Origin of the sequence: Pseudomonas laurylsulfatiphila (genome assembly GCF_002934665.1) — a bacterium.
GTDB classification, from domain to species: domain Bacteria; phylum Pseudomonadota; class Gammaproteobacteria; order Pseudomonadales; family Pseudomonadaceae; genus Aquipseudomonas; species Aquipseudomonas laurylsulfatiphila.
Genome location: NZ_NIRS01000003.1, coordinates 201,000 through 217,416 on the forward strand (window position 1 = coordinate 201,000; position 16,417 = coordinate 217,416).

The 16,417-nt window shown below is 60.9% G+C and carries 16 protein-coding genes; 6 read left to right on the forward strand and 10 right to left on the reverse strand.

All coding sequences use genetic code 11. The features are described 5' to 3' along the window. The first annotated feature begins 65 nt into the window (after positions 1-65). From mnmC to CD175_RS11345, 5 genes are all read left to right on the forward strand, one after another. A complete protein-coding gene (gene mnmC, locus CD175_RS11325; RefSeq protein WP_104448983.1) occupies positions 66-2,045 on the forward strand; it encodes a bifunctional tRNA (5-methylaminomethyl-2-thiouridine)(34)-methyltransferase MnmC2/FAD-dependent 5-carboxymethylaminomethyl-2-thiouridine(34) oxidoreductase MnmC1 in 1,980 nt (659 codons plus the stop codon). Positions 2,046-2,215: 170 nt separating this feature from the next. Then, positions 2,216-3,988 (forward strand): N-acetylglutaminylglutamine amidotransferase, encoded by a 1,773-nt coding sequence (locus CD175_RS11330; protein WP_104448984.1) that lies wholly within the window; start codon positions 2,216-2,218, stop codon positions 3,986-3,988. A 3-nt stretch (positions 3,989-3,991) separates the two neighbouring features. After that, a complete protein-coding gene (ngg, locus tag CD175_RS11335) occupies positions 3,992-5,740 on the forward strand; it encodes an N-acetylglutaminylglutamine synthetase (protein WP_104448985.1) in 1,749 nt (582 codons plus the stop codon). A gap of 126 nt (positions 5,741-5,866) precedes the next feature. Then, the gene (locus CD175_RS11340) at positions 5,867-7,057 is read left to right on the forward strand and encodes an osmoprotectant NAGGN system M42 family peptidase (RefSeq protein ID WP_104448986.1); all 1,191 of its coding nucleotides are present in this window, start codon (positions 5,867-5,869) and stop codon (positions 7,055-7,057) included. A gap of 210 nt (positions 7,058-7,267) precedes the next feature. Then, the gene (locus CD175_RS11345) at positions 7,268-7,495 is read left to right on the forward strand and encodes a YheU family protein (RefSeq protein WP_003199186.1); all 228 of its coding nucleotides are present in this window, start codon (positions 7,268-7,270) and stop codon (positions 7,493-7,495) included. A 4-nt stretch (positions 7,496-7,499) separates the two neighbouring features. Here the strand turns inward: CD175_RS11345 and csrA are convergent, their stop codons facing one another. The 3 genes from csrA to CD175_RS11360 form a co-directional block, all read right to left on the reverse strand. Then, positions 7,500-7,685, reverse strand: a complete 186-nt coding sequence (gene csrA / locus CD175_RS11350) for a carbon storage regulator CsrA (protein ID WP_104448987.1) — start codon at positions 7,683-7,685, stop codon at positions 7,500-7,502. Positions 7,686-7,839: 154 nt separating this feature from the next. After that, on the reverse strand, positions 7,840-8,172 hold the full coding sequence (locus tag CD175_RS11355; RefSeq protein ID WP_008004345.1) for a YnfA family protein: 333 nt from the start codon (positions 8,170-8,172) through the stop codon (positions 7,840-7,842). Between the two features lie 64 nt (positions 8,173-8,236). Beyond that, positions 8,237-9,052: an SDR family oxidoreductase gene (locus tag CD175_RS11360; RefSeq protein ID WP_095966328.1), complete on the reverse strand. Its 816-nt coding sequence runs from the start codon at positions 9,050-9,052 to the stop codon at positions 8,237-8,239. 278 nt (positions 9,053-9,330) lie between these two features. Here CD175_RS11360 and CD175_RS11365 point away from each other — a divergent pair, with 278 nt between their 5' ends. Further along, positions 9,331-9,489, forward strand: coding sequence for a DUF3309 family protein (locus tag CD175_RS11365; RefSeq protein ID WP_172435350.1), 159 nt, complete (start codon positions 9,331-9,333; stop codon positions 9,487-9,489). 59 nt (positions 9,490-9,548) lie between these two features. Here the strand turns inward: CD175_RS11365 and CD175_RS11370 are convergent, their stop codons facing one another. The 7 genes from CD175_RS11370 to CD175_RS11400 form a co-directional block, all read right to left on the reverse strand. Continuing rightward, on the reverse strand, positions 9,549-11,642 hold the full coding sequence (locus CD175_RS11370; protein ID WP_104448988.1) for an LTA synthase family protein: 2,094 nt from the start codon (positions 11,640-11,642) through the stop codon (positions 9,549-9,551). Positions 11,643-11,979: 337 nt separating this feature from the next. Continuing rightward, positions 11,980-12,585 carry an START domain-containing protein gene (locus CD175_RS11375; protein ID WP_104448989.1) on the reverse strand — a complete coding sequence of 202 codons (606 nt, stop codon included), beginning with the start codon at positions 12,583-12,585 and terminating at the stop codon, positions 11,980-11,982. 41 nt (positions 12,586-12,626) lie between these two features. Beyond that, the gene (locus CD175_RS11380) at positions 12,627-12,881 is read right to left on the reverse strand and encodes a YkgJ family cysteine cluster protein (protein WP_007973695.1); all 255 of its coding nucleotides are present in this window, start codon (positions 12,879-12,881) and stop codon (positions 12,627-12,629) included. A gap of 166 nt (positions 12,882-13,047) precedes the next feature. Further along, on the reverse strand, positions 13,048-13,530 hold the full coding sequence (locus CD175_RS11385; protein ID WP_104448990.1) for a translation initiation factor 2: 483 nt from the start codon (positions 13,528-13,530) through the stop codon (positions 13,048-13,050). A gap of 80 nt (positions 13,531-13,610) precedes the next feature. After that, positions 13,611-15,050, reverse strand: a complete 1,440-nt coding sequence (locus CD175_RS11390; RefSeq protein WP_007973699.1) for an aminotransferase-like domain-containing protein — start codon at positions 15,048-15,050, stop codon at positions 13,611-13,613. A 201-nt stretch (positions 15,051-15,251) separates the two neighbouring features. Further along, positions 15,252-16,058, reverse strand: coding sequence for an OmpA family protein (locus CD175_RS11395; RefSeq protein ID WP_104448991.1), 807 nt, complete (start codon positions 16,056-16,058; stop codon positions 15,252-15,254). Next, on the reverse strand, positions 16,055-16,411 hold the full coding sequence (locus CD175_RS11400; protein ID WP_165824753.1) for a DUF4398 domain-containing protein: 357 nt from the start codon (positions 16,409-16,411) through the stop codon (positions 16,055-16,057). The genes CD175_RS11395 and CD175_RS11400 overlap by 4 nt, the downstream gene beginning before the upstream one ends. Between the last annotated feature and the right edge of the window lie 6 nt (positions 16,412-16,417).

The window sequence follows — 16,417 nt, forward strand, 5'->3', positions numbered from 1 at the left end:
CTGCCGAAGGCTGCGATCCTTTAGCGATCAGCTAGAATGGCGACCTTGCCGTTGCCGAGCCTGCCATGAAACCTGTATTGCCCCACGCCCAACTCGACTGGGACGACCAAGGTCGCCCGTATTCGCGAGTGTTCGACGATGTGTATTTCTCCGACAAATCGGGGCTGGACGAAACCCGCTACGTGTTCATCGAACAGAACCGTTTGGCGGAGCGCTTTGCGGCCTTGCCCGAGGGCGGGCGGCTGGTCATCGGTGAAACGGGGTTCGGCACCGGGCTGAATTTCCTGTGCGCCTGGCAGGTGTTCGAGCAACACGCCGCGGCCGATGCGCTGTTGCATTTTGTCAGCGTCGAAAAGTACCCGTTGAGCCCGGCCGACTTGCAACGTGCCCTGGCGCTGTGGCCGGAACTCAAGGTGTTTGCCGATCAACTGCTTGAGCAGTACGTAGCCATCCATCAGGGCTTTCAGCGCCTGACACTGGACCACGGCCGCGTCACCCTGACCCTGCTGATCGGCGACGCGCTGGAACAACTGCCCCAACTCGACGCCCGGATCGACGCCTGGTTCCTCGACGGTTTCGCTCCGGCGAAAAACCCTGACATGTGGACCGCCGAACTGTTTGCCGAACTGGCGCGCCTGGCCGCGCCCGGTGCGTCCATCAGCACCTTCACCAGCACCGGTTGGGTACGGCGCCTGCTCAACGCCGCCGGTTTCAAGATGAAACGCACCCCGGGCATCGGCCATAAATGGGAAATCCTGCGCGGTGAGTTCCTCGGCTGGCCCCACGACGTACCCGCCCCGGCGCCCGACAAACCCTGGTTTGCCCGACCTGCACCGCCGAGCGGCGAGCGCCGCGCACTGGTGATCGGCGCAGGGCTGGCCGGTTGTGCCAGCGCCGCCAGCCTGGCCGCACGGGGCTGGCAAGTGACGTTGCTGGAGCGTCACGACGACATCGCCCGGGAAGCTTCGGGCAATCCGCAGGGCGTGCTCTACCTGAAGTTATCGGCGCATGGCACGACGCTGTCGCAAATGATCGTCAGCGGATTCGGCTACACCCGGCGACAGCTCGAACACTTGCAACGGGGCCGCGACTGGGACGATTGCGGCGTGTTGCAACTGGCCTTCAATGCCAAGGAAGCCGAACGCCAGGCGCAATTGGCGGCGGCGTTTGCGCCGGACCTGTTGCACCTGCTGGATCAATCCGGGGCCCAGGCCGTGGCCGGGATCGGGCTGGCACACGGGGGCCTGTTCTATCCGCAAGGCGGCTGGGTCCACCCACCGGCGCTATGCCAGTGGCAGGCCGGGCATCCGCAGGTTCAACTGCTCACGCATTGCGATGCGCTGGAACTGCGCAAGGTCGAGGGTCAGTGGCAAGCCTGGAACGGCGAGCAATTGCTTGCCTGCGCCCCCGTGGTGGTCCTCGCCGGTGCTGCGGAAATCCGGCGTTTCCCCGAGAGTGCCGGGTTGCCGCTCAAACGCATTCGCGGGCAAATCACCCGCCTGGCGCAAACGCCACAAAGCCAGGCCCTGAGCACTGTGGTGTGCGCCGAAGGCTATGTCGCTCCCGCACGCTTGGGCGAACACACCCTGGGGGCCAGTTTCGATTTCAACAGCGATGACCTGACGCCGACCACGGCTGAACACCTGGGCAACCTGGCCATGCTCGACGAAATTTCCCATGATCTGGTAGAGCGCCTGGAGATCGACCGCCTCGATCCCGAGAGCCTCCAGGGGCGCGCCGCGTTTCGCTGTACCAGCCCCGACTACCTGCCAATCGTCGGCCCGTTGGCCGACACCCAGGCCTTCGCTCAGGCCTATGCCGCGCTGGGCAAGGACGCCCGGCAGGTGCCGGACGTCGAATGCCCGTGGCTCGACGGTTTGTACGTCAACAGCGGCCACGGCTCGCGCGGCCTGATTACCGCGCCGCTGTCCGGAGAACTGCTGGCGGCCTGGCTGGACAACGAGCCCCTGCCGTTGCCCAGAAGCGTGGCCGAAGCCTGTCATCCCAACCGGTTTGCGTTACGGCGCCTGATCCGGGGCAAATAGTCGATACCGCCGTCGAGAGCGCCCGCACAGCGGCTCTCGGCCTGGGCTTCGCCCGCTTATAACTGATCGATATAAAACTCCCCTTGCCGAGGCGGGTCAGTTTCTGAGTACCCGCCATTTTGGCGCGGTATCGATTGACCCTCCCCAACGGAAAAACCGGTAAGGAATTTATGTGCGGATTAGCTGGCGAGTTACGTTTTGATCATCAACCTGCAGACCTTGCAGCCGTTGAACGAATCACCCATCACCTGGCCCCTCGCGGCCCCGACGCCTGGGGATTTCATAGCCAGGGGCCGGTTGCCCTGGGCCATCGGCGCCTGAAAATCATGGACCTGTCGGACGGCTCGGCGCAGCCGATGATCGACCCGCAATTGGGCTTGTCCCTGGCCTTCAACGGCGCTATCTACAATTTTCCGGAACTGCGCGCCGAGCTTGAAAGCCTGGGTTACTCCTTCTATTCCGGTGGCGACACTGAAGTCTTGCTCAAGGGCTATCACGCCTGGGGCGAAGCCTTGCTGCCGAAACTCAACGGCATGTTTGCCTTTGCCGTCTGGGAGCGCGATGCCCAACGCCTGTTCATCGCCCGCGACCGTCTTGGCGTAAAACCCTTGTACCTGTCGCGCACCCGCCAGCGTTTGCGCTTTGCCTCAGCGCTGCCGGCATTGCTCAAGGGCGGCGACATCAATCCGGTCCTCGATCCGGTGGCGCTCAATCACTACCTGAATTTCCATGCCGTGGTCCCGGCACCGCGCACGTTGCTGGCGGGCATCGAAAAACTGCCGCCTGCCACCTGGATGCGCATCGAAGCCGATGGTCGCTCCGAGCAGAAAACCTGGTGGTCCCTGGCCTATGGCCCCCACGACGACGAGAAAAACCTGACCCTTGAAGACTGGCGCGACCGGGTGCTTGACAGCACCCGCGAAGCCGTCGCGATTCGTCAGCGTGCGGCGGTCGATGTTGGCGTGCTGCTGTCCGGTGGGGTCGACTCGAGCTTGCTGGTGGGCCTGTTGCGGGAAGTCGGCGTGGACAATCTGTCGACCTTCTCCATCGGTTTCCAGGATGCCGGCGGCGAACGCGGTGACGAGTTCCAGTACTCCGACCTGATCGCCCGGCACTACGGCACGCAGCATCACCAATTGCGCATCGATGAAAAAGAGATCATCGAACAACTGCCCGCCGCATTCCGTGCCATGAGCGAACCGATGGTCAGCCACGACTGCATCGCGTTCTACCTGTTGTCCCGTGAAGTGGCCAAACACTGCAAGGTCGTCCAGAGCGGCCAGGGTGCCGACGAACTGTTCGCCGGCTACCACTGGTATCCGCAAGTGGACGGTGCAAGCGATCCCTATGCCGCGTACCGCGACGCATTTTTCGACCGCAGTTACGACGACTACGCGGCGACCGTGCAGCCAAAATGGCTGACCGCCAATGACGCCGCCGGTGACTTCGTCAAAGCCCATTTCGCCCAGCCCGGTGCCGATGCGGCGGTGGACAAGGCCTTGCGTCTGGACAGTACGGTGATGCTGGTGGACGACCCGGTCAAACGCGTCGACAACATGACCATGGCCTGGGGTCTGGAAGCGCGCACGCCGTTTCTCGACTACCGCCTGGTCGAGCTGTCGGCCCGGATTCCGGGGCGTTTCAAACTGCCGGACGGCGGCAAGCAAGTCTTGAAAGAAGCCGCGCGCCAAGTGATTCCCAGTGAAGTGATCGACCGCAAGAAAGGTTACTTCCCAGTGCCGGGTCTCAAGCATTTGCAGGGCGATACGCTGGAGTGGGTGCGTGAGTTGCTGCTCGATCCGAGCCAGGATCGCGGCTTGTTCAACCCGGCAATGCTCGACCGTCTGCTGACCGATCCGCAGGGACAATTGACGCCGTTGCGCGGCTCCAAGCTGTGGCAACTGGCGGCCCTCAACCTGTGGCTCAGCGAACAAGGAATCTGACCGATGAAACCTCACGCCACGGCTTTCAGCCAACGCCTGTTGCGCGGCCAGTCGCCTTCCTACGAACGTTTGCAGGCACGTCTGGCCGAGGATGGCAGTGAACTCGGCGCCGCGCCGATTGCCGTGCATTGCGGTTGGGGCCGCTTGTTGATCGGCCACACCTTTGCCGATGCGGCGAGCCTCGCCGCGGAGTTGCTCAACGAGCAGCCCGGCGAACGGGACATCGCGCTGTACGTCGCCGCGCCCCAGCAGGTGTTGGGGCTGGAGCCGGCGCAGCTGTTTCTCGACCCGTCCGACACCTTGCGCTTGTGGTTCAGCGACTACCGCCAGGCGACCCGGGTGTTTCGTGGATTTCGCATTCGACGCGCGCAGAGCGACGCCGACTGGCACGCCATCAATCAGCTGTATCAGGCGCGCGGCATGCTGCCGATCGATGCCACCCTGCTCACTGCGCGCCACCTGGGCGGCCCGGTGTACTGGCTGGCGGAAGACGATGACAGCGGCGCGGTCATCGGCAGCGTCATGGGCCTCAATCATGCAAAGGCCTTCAACGATCCGGAACACGGCTGCAGTCTCTGGTGCCTGGCGGTCGACCCACATTGTGCGCGGCCGGGCGTCGGCGAGGTGCTGGTGCGGCATCTGATCGAACACTTCATGAGTCGCGGTCTCGCTTACCTCGACCTGTCCGTGCTGCACGACAACCGCCAGGCGAAGAACCTGTACGCCAAGCTCGGTTTTCGCAACCTGTCGACCTTCGCCATCAAGCGCAAGAACGGTATCAACCAGTCGCTGTTTCTCGGGCCGGGCCCCGAAGCCGCCTTTAATCCGTACGCCCGGATCATCGTCGAAGAAGCACACCGTCGCGGCATCGATGTGCAAGTCGATGACGCCGATGCCGGAATGTTCACGCTCAGCCATGGCGGGCGCCGGGTACGCTGCCGCGAATCCCTGAGTGACCTGACCAGCGCCATCAGCATGACCCTGTGCCAGGACAAGAGCCTGACCCACAAGGCGCTCAAGGCTGCCGGGCTGAACCTGCCCGTGCAGCAACTGGCCGGCAACGCCGATGACAATCTGGCGTTCCTTGATGAGCACCGGCGCGTGGTGGTCAAACCGCTGGACGGCGAACAGGGCCAAGGCGTGGCGGTCGACCTGCAGACCATCGAAGAGGTACAGCACGCCATCGAGGCGGCCCGCCAGTTTGATAGTCGCGTGCTGCTGGAAAGCTTCCACCAGGGCCTCGACCTGCGAATCCTGGTGATCGGCTTTGAAGTGGTCGCGGCCGCGATCCGCCGGCCGGCCGAAGTGGTCGGCGATGGCCAGCACTCCATCGGCGAGTTGATCGAAGCCCAGAGCCGACGCCGACAAGCGGCCACGGGTGGCGAAAGCAAGATCCCGCTGGATGCGGAAACCCTTCGCACCTTGCAGGCGGCCGGATACGACTATGGCAGCATTCTGCCGGCCGGCGAGCATCTGTTCGTACGACGTACGGCGAATCTTCACACCGGCGGCATTCTCGAGGACGTCACGGCGATCCTGCATCCGACACTGCTGGATGCGGCTGTACGGGCCGCCCGGGCGCTGGACATTCCCGTGGTCGGCCTCGACCTGATGGTGTCCGCCGCTGACCAGCCGGGCTACGTGTTTATCGAAGCCAACGAACGGGCCGGGCTGGCCAACCACGAACCACAGCCCACGGCGGAGCGTTTTGTGGATTTGTTGTTTCCGCACAGCCAGCCGGCGGTCTCTTAGCTATGCGTTGTCTAGACCGGCCCCATCGCGAGCAGGCTCGCTCCCACATGTGATCGCATTCCCCTGTGGGAGCGAGCCTGCTCGCGAAAGGGCCAGTCCAGGCACCTCAACTCATCAGGAGTTTCCATGACCAGCAAAATCCCCGAACCGGACCTCGGTTACCTGCAAAAAGTCCTGCTGGAAATGCTCGCCATTCCCAGCCCCACCGGGTTTACCGACACCATCGTGCGTTACGTCGCCGAACGCCTTGAAGAACTCGGCATTCCCTTCGAGCTGACCCGTCGCGGCACCATCCGCGCCACGCTCAAGGGCAAGAAGAACAGCCCCGACCGCGCCGTTTCCGCCCACCTGGACACCATCGGCGCGGCAGTGCGTGCGGTGAAGGACAACGGCCGCCTGACCCTCGCGCCAGTCGGCTGCTGGTCCAGCCGCTTTGCCGAAGGCAGCCGCGTCAGCCTGTTTACCGACAACGGCGTGATCCGCGGCAGCGTCTTGCCGTTGATGGCGTCCGGGCACGCGTTCAATACCGCCGTGGATGAAATGCCGATCAGTTGGGATCACATCGAGTTGCGCCTGGACGCCTACTGCGCCACCCGCGCCGACTGCGAATCGCTGGGCATCAGCGTCGGCGATTTCGTCGCCTTCGACCCGTTGCCGGAGTTCACCGAAAGCGGGCATATCAGCGCTCGCCACCTCGATGACAAGGCCGGAGTGGCCGCGCTGCTGGCGGCCCTCAAAGCCATCGTCGACAGTGGCGAAGAACTGATGATCGACTGTCATCCACTGTTCACCATCACCGAGGAAACCGGCAGCGGTGCCGCGGCGGCGTTGCCCTGGGACGTCAGTGAATTCGTCGGCATCGACATCGCACCGGTCGCGCCCGGCCAACACTCCAGCGAACATGCGGTAAGCATCGCGATGCAGGATTCCGGCGGACCGTATGACTATCATCTGTCGCGCCACCTCTTGCGCCTGGCCAGCGACAACGAGCTGCCGGCACGCCGCGACCTGTTCCGCTACTACTTCAGCGACGCGCATTCGGCGGTCACCGCCGGCCACGACATTCGCACGGCCCTGCTGGCCTTCGGCTGCGACGCCACCCACGGTTACGAACGCACCCACATCGACAGCCTCGCTGCCCTGAGCCGCCTGCTCGGTGCGTACATCCTCAGCCCGCCGGTGTTTGCCAGCGATGCGCAACCGGCCAAGGGCTCACTGGACCGGTTCAGCCATCAGCTCGAACATGACACCCAGATGGAAAGCGATACGCGGGTGCCGTCGGTGGACAGCCTGGTGGGGCAGCGGGCGGAGAGCTGAGTCAGACTCTTCATTGCCTGACAGATCGCCTTCGCGGGCAAGCCCGCTCCCACAGTTGATCGGTGGTGAACACAAATCTTCGGTGCGCCGCTGAACCCTGTGGGAGCGAGCTTGCTCGCGATGGCGTCAGTGCAGACAACATCAAATCCCAGGCTAGCCGATACCGGCCATACGCCGTAGCATCGCGCCATTGATCCAACCGAGGTGCCTATGCTGATCCCCCACGACCAACTTGAAGTCGACACCCTCACCCGCCTGATCGAGGATTTCGTGACCCGCGACGGCACCGACAATGGTGACGACACGCCGCTGGAAACCCGCGTACTGCGCGTGCGCCAGGCGCTGACCAAGGGCCAGGCACTGATTGTCTTCGACCCGGAAAGCGAGCAATGCCAACTGATGCTCAAGCATGACGTGCCCAAGCACCTGTTTGACTGAAGCTTCAGCGTTCCTTGGTTTTCGCCAGTTTGTTCTGGATGCGTTCATAGATTTCGGAGCGGTGCACATTGACGTCCTGAGGCGCCTCGACGCCAAAGCGAACGTGGTTTCCGTTGATCGCGAGAACGCGCACGCAAATGTTGTCACCGATGGAAATGGTTTCGCCCACAACGCGACTGAGTACGAGCATAAGGAGTGTCCTTCAGGGGTTATTGGCCCCTGAAGATGCCCGGCCCGCCGTACGCCTACAATGCTCCGACAGCAAACCGGACCGGACTGACAGCCCCTGAGCCACGCCACTGACGGAAAAGTCTGACAAGTAGGTTGATTGTAGGGACGAGCTGTCAGGACGCGGAGAATCGCGGCCCGAACAGGATGATACTTGCGCCAATCACACACAGCGCCACGCCGAGCCAGTCCGAACCCAGCGGACGAATCCGCTCGACCACGGCCAGCCAACCAATCGAGGCAATGATGTAGATACCACCGTAGGCAGCGTAGGCGCGGCCGGCGTAGGTGGCCTCGATACGGGTCAGCAGCAGGGCGAACAGGGTCAGGCTGAGGAGCGCCGGCACCACCCACCACATGCTTTTACCCTGGCGCAGCCACATCCAGAAGGCGAAGCAACCGGCAATTTCGAACAGCGCGGCGAGGAAAAACCACAGGTAATTGAGCATGCAAGCGTCTCGCAAGGATGGCCGATGGCGGCCACCCTAACTACAGCGTTGCCTGCGGGCAAGATCAGCTTGCCGATTGCCTGGCCTTGGCGCGCATTTTGTCGGCCATGACGGTCATTTCGTTGTAGAGCAATTGCGGGTTCTTCTGCTTGATCGCCCAGGCCATGCGGCCCTGTTCGTGGGGCAGGATCATGAACTCGCCGGCAGCGACCTGCTGGTAGATGTAGTCGGCAATGTCGGCGGCGCTGATCGGCGAACTTTCCAGCAACTTGCCGACCTGGGCTTTCATGGCCGGGGTCGGGCCGCGGAAGGAGTCCAACAGGTTGGTCTGGAAGAACGACGGGCACACCACATGTACGCCGACTTCCTGATGCGCCAACTCGATCAGCAGGCTTTCGGACAACGCCACCACGCCCGCCTTGGCCACGTTGTAGTTGCTCATCGCCGGGCCTTGCATCAGTGCGGCCATGGACGCGATGTTGATGATCTTGCCTTTGCTTTGTTCCAGCAGCGGCAGGAAAGCCTTGCAGCCCTTGACCACGCCCATCAGGTTGATCGCGATCTGCCAGTCCCAGTCCTCCAGGGACAACTCACTGAAGAAGCCGCCAGAGGCTACACCCGCGTTATTGACGATGACATCGATGCCGCCGAGCTTGACCTCACAGGCCTGGGCGAACGCCGTCAGTTGGCTGTAGTCGCGCACGTCGCAGCGCTGGATAAAACCATCGCCACCGGCTTCACGGACCAGCTTCAGGGTTTCCTGCAAACCGGGCTCGCTGACGTCCGACAAGGCCAGTTGCCAACCTTCACGCGCCCAGCGCAGCGCGATTTCGCGACCCAGGCCAGAGCCTGCACCAGTGATCATCATGCGATTTTGCATAGCAAACAGCCTTGTTGTTCTCGGAAGATGCATCGAGTGTAGCGAAGGAAATTGCCCGACCCACGCTCCATCAGATTGCTGAATGGCCCGAGCAAACCGCGGGCGCGTCACAAGCAACTAAGGCAATCAAAAAAGAAATAAGAACCTGTCCGAAATACTTCAAAAAAACTTGGAATTTTCTTGCCGGTGCGAGAGTCGGAATTTTTAAGCAGCTCGAATTTACTTCATTCCCGCTGACCTGATTGGCATGGTCATTCCACTGCATTTTCAACAAGGAAATAGACATGGGCACAATACTGATCATCATTCTGATCCTGTTACTGATTGGTGGTTTACCGGTTTTCCCGCACTCCAGAAGTTGGGGTTACGGCCCGTCCGGAATCATCGGCGTCGTGTTGGTGGTGCTGTTGATCCTGCTCTTGCTCGGCCGAATATAAAAACCGCCAGGCAAAAAAAAAGAGGCCCTCGAAGGGCCTCTTTTCTATTGCGTCACAACTTAGTCCGGTTTGCCGTCAACGACACCTGCGGTGTTGTCCAGCAGGCTCTTGGTCGCTGTTTGCAGGAACGCTTCGAGCTTGAGTTTCAACTCGGCGGTACGCGGCGCGTCAGCAATGATTTCGGCGCGAGGCGTGGCCCCCAATTCATACTGGTACAACTTCGGCGCCATGTCCTTGTCCTTCGGCAGGACCAGAATCTGGTCGGCGGTGAGGATGGCCGTGGTCTGCTCGCTGCCCGACGGCTTGATCACACCAATGCCGAGGTCGCCTTGCGGCAGGTTGAGCAGGTCGCGTCCCCAGCACTGATGGCGCACTTCGCCACCGATGCGGCCCATGATGGTCGGCACGATGTCGATCTGGGTGCCCACGGTGTGGTCACGCTGGCCGAATTTTTCCTGGATGCCCGGTGCAATCATCAGCATCGGCACGTTGAAGCGGCCCAGATCCATCTCGGTGATCTGCTGTTCGTTACCAAAACCGTGGTCACCGACGATGACAAACAGGGTTTCCTTGAAGTACGGCTCCTTGCGGGCCTTTTCAAAGAACTGGCCCAGTGCCCAGTCCGAGTAACGCATGGCGGTCAGGTGTTCGTTCAGGCTGCCACGATCGGTTACGCGCTCGACCGGCAATGGCGTCGGCAAGGCGTAAGGCGTGTGGTTGGACAGGGTTTGCAGCAAGGCATAGAACGGCTTGCCGTTTTCCCGTGCCTTGAGCTCGACCAGGCCACGATCGAACATGTCCTGGTCGGACACGCCCCAGGTCGGATCAGAGAACACCGGATTGACGAAATCGTTACGACCGATGAAGTTGGTCATGCCCTGGTTGCTGAAGAAACCCGACTGGTTGTCCCAGGCGAAATCGCCGTTGTAGACATACACGTCGTCGAAGTCACGGGCACTGAGCAACTGCGGCAGACCAGACAGCTTGTGGCTGCCTTCCGGGGTCTGCATCAGGTATTCGAAGCCCGGCAGGTTCGGGAAGCAGGCCATGGTGGCGAACATACCCTGGTGGGTATGGGTGCCGTTGGAGAAGAAGCGGTCGAACAGCAAGCCCTCCTTTGACAGTTTGTCGAGGTACGGCGTGATGTTGCCCGGCCCGCCCAGCGCTCCCACCGAGTGACCGGCCATGCTTTCCATCAGGATCACAACGACGTTCTTGATCGGCAGGGTCTTGTCGGCCGGCGGGGTGTAATCGCGACGTACCGCTGCGGTGTCGGCATCCACCAGTTTGTCGGCCGGGACCACCAGCATGTCACGCACCACTTGCTGGGCTTGTGGCTGAGGCAGGGTCGCCTTCCAGATATTGTCGCGATCCTCGGACATCCGGCTCTTGGCTGCGGCGACCAGCGACAGCGTGCCGTTGAGGCCCAACTGGTTGGCGAAATTCGAGTCGGTGGTATAGACGTCACCCCAGCGTAGCGGCGGGCCCTGGCGCAGCGTGCCGCGCGCGGCGACCACACAGACCAGCAGGCACACCACGAATACCGCAATACGTGCGTACCACGGCGCAACCTGGCGAGTGCCGATGCTGCCGCCACTGAACGGACCACGAGGGCGGGTCGCACGGTCGGCGCCCTTGAATGCCAGGCTCAGGATCCATGTGCCCACGGCCCATGCCAGCAGGTAGCGGACCACGGGGAAACCGTACCAGAGCATGCTCATCACGGTTTTCGGATCTTCCTTGACGTACTGGAAGACCAGGCCATTGAGGCGCTGGTGGAACTCACGATAGAAGTCCATCTCCATCAGGCCCAGGAACAGCGCAATACTGGAGACGACCGTCAGCCAGAGACGGAACAGCCCGCGTGCGGCCATGGCCCGGGCACTGAACAATGCCAGCAGCAACGGAATACTGAGATAGACCACCAGACGCAGGTCGAAACGCAGACCGTTGGCGAATGCCTCGAGGAAGGTCGAAGCCGGTGTATCGAGGATCATCGAGCGGTTGTAGACCAGCAGCGCGACGCGCAGCAGGCTGAACATGACCATCATGACCAGGGCACACAACAGCGTGTAGGCCAGATGCGATTTGACGGTCGGTTGCAGCAGGCGACTAGAAGCTCGCTGCTGATTCAGGGCGTCCGGGATTGCCATGTCGTTTTAGGACCCATTGGAAGTTGAAGTTTCAAAAATACAGCTGCGCCTGGCCCTCTTTTCGGCCCATACAAGGCCCGGGGGTTTGCGCGGTGCGCAAATGTTGCACGATCAACGGCTGTATTGCCATTGATAACTACCCTCATCCCGACTGTTTCATCCTGCATTCAGGAATACATTGCGTGTGGCGGGAGAGCCGGCGAATTGTCTTGGAGACTTGGTGAAAATTTCGTGCAACGCATATCCGGAAACAAATTAAAGCGCCCTGCCCGTTCAAAAACGCAAACGCCCCGAACCGGTCGGGGCGCTGCGAAGTCACCTTAAAAGCATCACGCCGTTACTTCTCGGCGCGTTCCTTGAGGGCTTTCAAGGTATTGAACGGGGCATCCACCACGAACTTGTTGGCCACCATCGACGGCACGCTGCCGCCCGGCTCGGTGTGCACCTGATAGGTCACTTCGATCTGGTCGCCCTTGGGTACGAACTTCCAGAAACCGTCGACCTTGGCGACCCGGACGAAGCCCTTTTCTTCAGGAATGTATTTCGGTACGCCTTCGAGCTTGCGGGTCAGGCTGCCATCGGCACCTTCGGTGGTGGTGATGTGCAGCACCGAATCACGCGGAGTAACCGGCCATGGGGTGTTGAACTGAGTGTAGGTCCAGCTCTGGTTACCTTCGTGCTTGAGCAGTTTCTGGGTTTTGCATTCGTGAATCCAGGCGCAGGCTCCGGACACGTCATCCTGCAACGCACGCAGCTTGGCCATGGTGGTTTTCATCAGCGTAACGCCCTGGTAGGCCTTGTAGTCGGACCCGGCCACTTCACTCAGGGAGATCTTGATGCCGTCTTCGTCTTTCTTGACTTTCCAGTCTTCGGCCTGGGCTGTCGAGGTAACCAGCACAACCGTCAAACCACACAGCACAGCCATACGATGCAGCGAACCCATAGTCTTATTCCTTATTGTTGAAGTTCCGTTCGTTGAAAACATCACGCCGCCGTCATTTGCTCCCACCAGCCAATCAGCCGGATGGCCTCTTCGCTGCTGCTTCCGCACACCTCGGGGTCGGCCTCGAAGGCAGAACACACCGCCGGCCGTTCCGGCTGGCCGAAAATATTGCACAGGTTATCGGCGGAAAGTTGCAGGCAGCGTTGCCCCGCGGCCTTGCCGTTAGGCATACCGGGGATCGGTGAACTGATGGAAGGGGCAATGCAACAAGCGCCACAGCCCTCACGGCATTTCATGACGACAAGCTCCTCGCGACGAGCAATGTGTAAAAGGACCGGGCACAGAGTACCCGCTAAAACAGTTGTTTTAAATTACCTGCGAGCGGGTTTTTCGATGTAAACGGGCATGACCGACCAGTCTCCGATGAAGCGTCTGTTCTGCGGCTCGCGGATCTTGTTGGTATTACTGCTTGAACTCGAAATCCAGTGCCGCGCCTTCAACCTCGCGGCGCTCTTCATTGCGCAGTTGCAGCTGCATTTCATTGGTGAGCAGGCGGCCGTTGAGCTGGAACGGGCTGCTGCCGCTTTTGTCACCGAACATCTGGGGTAACAGCGGTTCGCGCTTGGACAACGGCACCGTTCCGACCGGCTTCAGTTCCTGAACCATATCCTTGGGCAAGCTCAGGTCCAGCTTGGCGGATGGAAGCTCAGTCTTTACCACTTCGCTGGCCGCTTTCGATTTGGAAGCAATGGGAGGGTGTTTTTTCGCCGGCGTCGTCGTTTTCCTGGCCGGCGAGGCTTTTTTTGCTGGTGCGGGTTCTATCGGTGCGACGTGGAAACTGCCGGTGGTCTGCTGATCCTGCTCGGTGGCCGCAACCACGGTTACCGGCTGAATACTCGCAATCAGGCAGAGCAAAAACCAGGAGGCAGGAAAAATCGGTTTCATGTATCCAACGGTGGGTGCAAACGGCAGAGGTGCATATGCTCGCCTGTTGCAGCCCACAAGACAAGCACAGTAGCAGACTGTTACAAACCGCCAGCCATCTCCTGGCAGAGTTGGGTGGCCAGCATGCCCAGGGTCATCAACGCACGCTCGGCTTCACGATTCCAGGGCGTGCCGCAGTTGAGGCGAATGCAGTGATTGAATTGCTCGGTATTACTGAAGATCAGCCCGGGCGCAATACTGATGCCCTGCTGCAATGCCCGCACGTGCAACTCTTGGGTGTTGACCCGCCCCGGCAAACTCACCCACAGAATGAAGCCACCGGTAGGCCGGGTCATCTGCGTGCCTTCCGGGAAATACTGCTGTACGGCCAGCTGGAAGGCACTGAGGTTCTTGCGGTACTCCTGACGGATGAAGCGCAAATGCCGGTCGTACCCGCCATTTTCCAGGTAAGCGGCAATGCCCATCTGGGTCACGCTGCACGCTGAATGCGTGCTGAAGGTCTGCAAGCGCTGGATTTCCTGCTGATACTTGCCGGCAATCATCCAGCCGATCCGCACCCCGGGCGATAGGGTTTTCGAGAAGCTCGAGCAATAGATCACCCGGTCCAGCCGATCATAGGCCTTGAGGGATTTGGTGCGCCCTTGCTCGAACATCAGCTCACCGTAGATATCGTCTTCGACAATCTGGATATCGAAGTCCGACGCCAGGCGCAGCAGTTGTTTCTGCCGTTCTTCAGGCATGGTGCCGCCCAACGGGTTACTCAGCCGAGTGGTCAGCACCAACGCCTTGATCGACCATTGGTTGGCTGCCAGTTGCAGGGCTTCCAGGCTCATGCCCGTGGCCGGATCGCTGGGGATCTCGATGACCTTGAGACCCAACAGATCGGCCAGTTGCAGCAACCCGTAATAGGTCGGCGACTCGGCTGCGATCAGATCGCCCGGACGGGTCAGCACGCGCAAGGACATCTGCAGCGCATCGACGCAGCCGTGGGTGATCACCACTTCCGACGGGTCGACCACCACGCCGGCATCGCGCATGCGGATCGCCACCTGCCGGCGCAACGGCTCGAAACCGGGGCTGAACATGTAACTGAAGGCCCGCGGGCTATGGAAACGGGTGACTTTGGCCAATTGCTGATGCAGCGCCCGCACCGGTAAATAGTCGACACTCGGCACCGCAGCGCCCAGCGGGAAGACACCTTCACGACGGGATTCGACCAGCACTTGTTGAATGATGCTGCTACGGGTGACCAGGCCGGGGCGCTCGACCCGGGCGATATCCGGCGTCGGCGCCGTGAGTGCCGGCGTCTGGTGCACGTAGTAACCCGACTGCGGCCGGGCACGGATCAGCCCCTGATCTTCGAGATTGGCATACGCCTGCAACACCGTCGCATGACTGACATTGAGCTGCGAGCTCATCTTGCGCACCGAAGGCACGCGCTCTCCCGGCTGATAGACCCCACGGCGGATGTCTTCGGCCAGTTGTTGAGCAATACGTTGATAGAGCAAAAGATTGGTCATGACGCAGCACTCGATTTCACGGGCATTTTATTCTTGTATGAAACAATACCGGAACAGTTTAGAAGTGTACGGGGACAGTTACCACAATAGTCGACCGTACAGTGCAGTGTCAGCAAAATCTGTACTGTTTTGTGCGGTAATCGGCAGCCGTAAAAAAACCCGGCGCTGCATGGCAGGCCGGGTTTTAGGGCTGTAGGAGCTTTACCGGGCGGCGCCGAGCTGGCCGTTTTCGTCGGAAAACACGATTTCCACCCGACGGTTCTGCGCACGGCCCCGTTCCGACGCATTCGCGTCCACGGGGTATTCGTCGCCATAACCTTCGACCTGGATGCGCTTGTCATCGATGCCCAGGTCCATCAGCACGTCAGCCACCGATTGTGCACGGTCGCGAGACAGCTTGAGGTTTTCCTGCTTGCCCCCGGTACTGTCAGTGTAACCTTCGATCCGCACCACACGCTTGGGGTTGAGTTGCAGGAACTGCACGATCTTCAACACCACGCGGTTGGCCGAAGGTTTCAATTCCGCTTCGCCGGTGTCGAACAGCATGTCGCCCAACGTCATCACCAGACCGCGGTCGGTCTGGGAGGTGGTCAATGCCAGGATCTGCTCTTCGAGCCACTTGCCTTGCTGCTGCACACTGAACAGTTTGGACTCACGCAATGCCAGTTGCAGGCGCTGGCGTTCCAGTTCGAGTTTTGCCGCTTGTTCTTCGTTGAGCGCCTGATTGGTGTGTTCCCGGGCAATGGCGCTATAGCGCTGGCTCAGGTAGGCGTAATGCACCACGTCCGAACCACTGCCCCAGTAGCTGGAAAGGCGATCGGCACGGGCCAGGGACTCACCGGCGCGGATCACGTCCTTGGGGGCGATTCGCAGCACATTGGAGTCTTCCTTGACCTTCTGAAAGTCGGTTCCGGCCTGCTGCAAGGCGGTCTCGCTGTGCTGGCTGACGCAACCAGACAGGCTGGCGGCCAGGATCAAACCGCCAAGGGTTTTGCGCTTGAGGCTCATTGAGCATCTCCCAGTTGCTTGTGCAGACGGGCGATGCGGGTGTTGAGCACGTTCAACTGTTCCTCGCTCTTGGCCGTCAGCACCTTGGCTTCAGCCAGGCGCGCATCCAGTTCGGCCTGTTCGGCGCGCATGCGCGCGTTCTTGAACGATTGATCAGTCATGTTGCCCTTGGCGCGGTTGTACTTGTCCTCGGCCAGTTTCATTTCCGGCACATCGTCGGCGGTGGCACCCACGGCCTTGGCCTGTTCGAGTGCCTGTTCGGTCAGGCGCATTTGTTCATTCGGCGCCGGATCGGTTGCACAACCCGCCAGGGCGACAATGGCCACGGCAGCGAAAAGAGGTCGAATACTCACTAAATA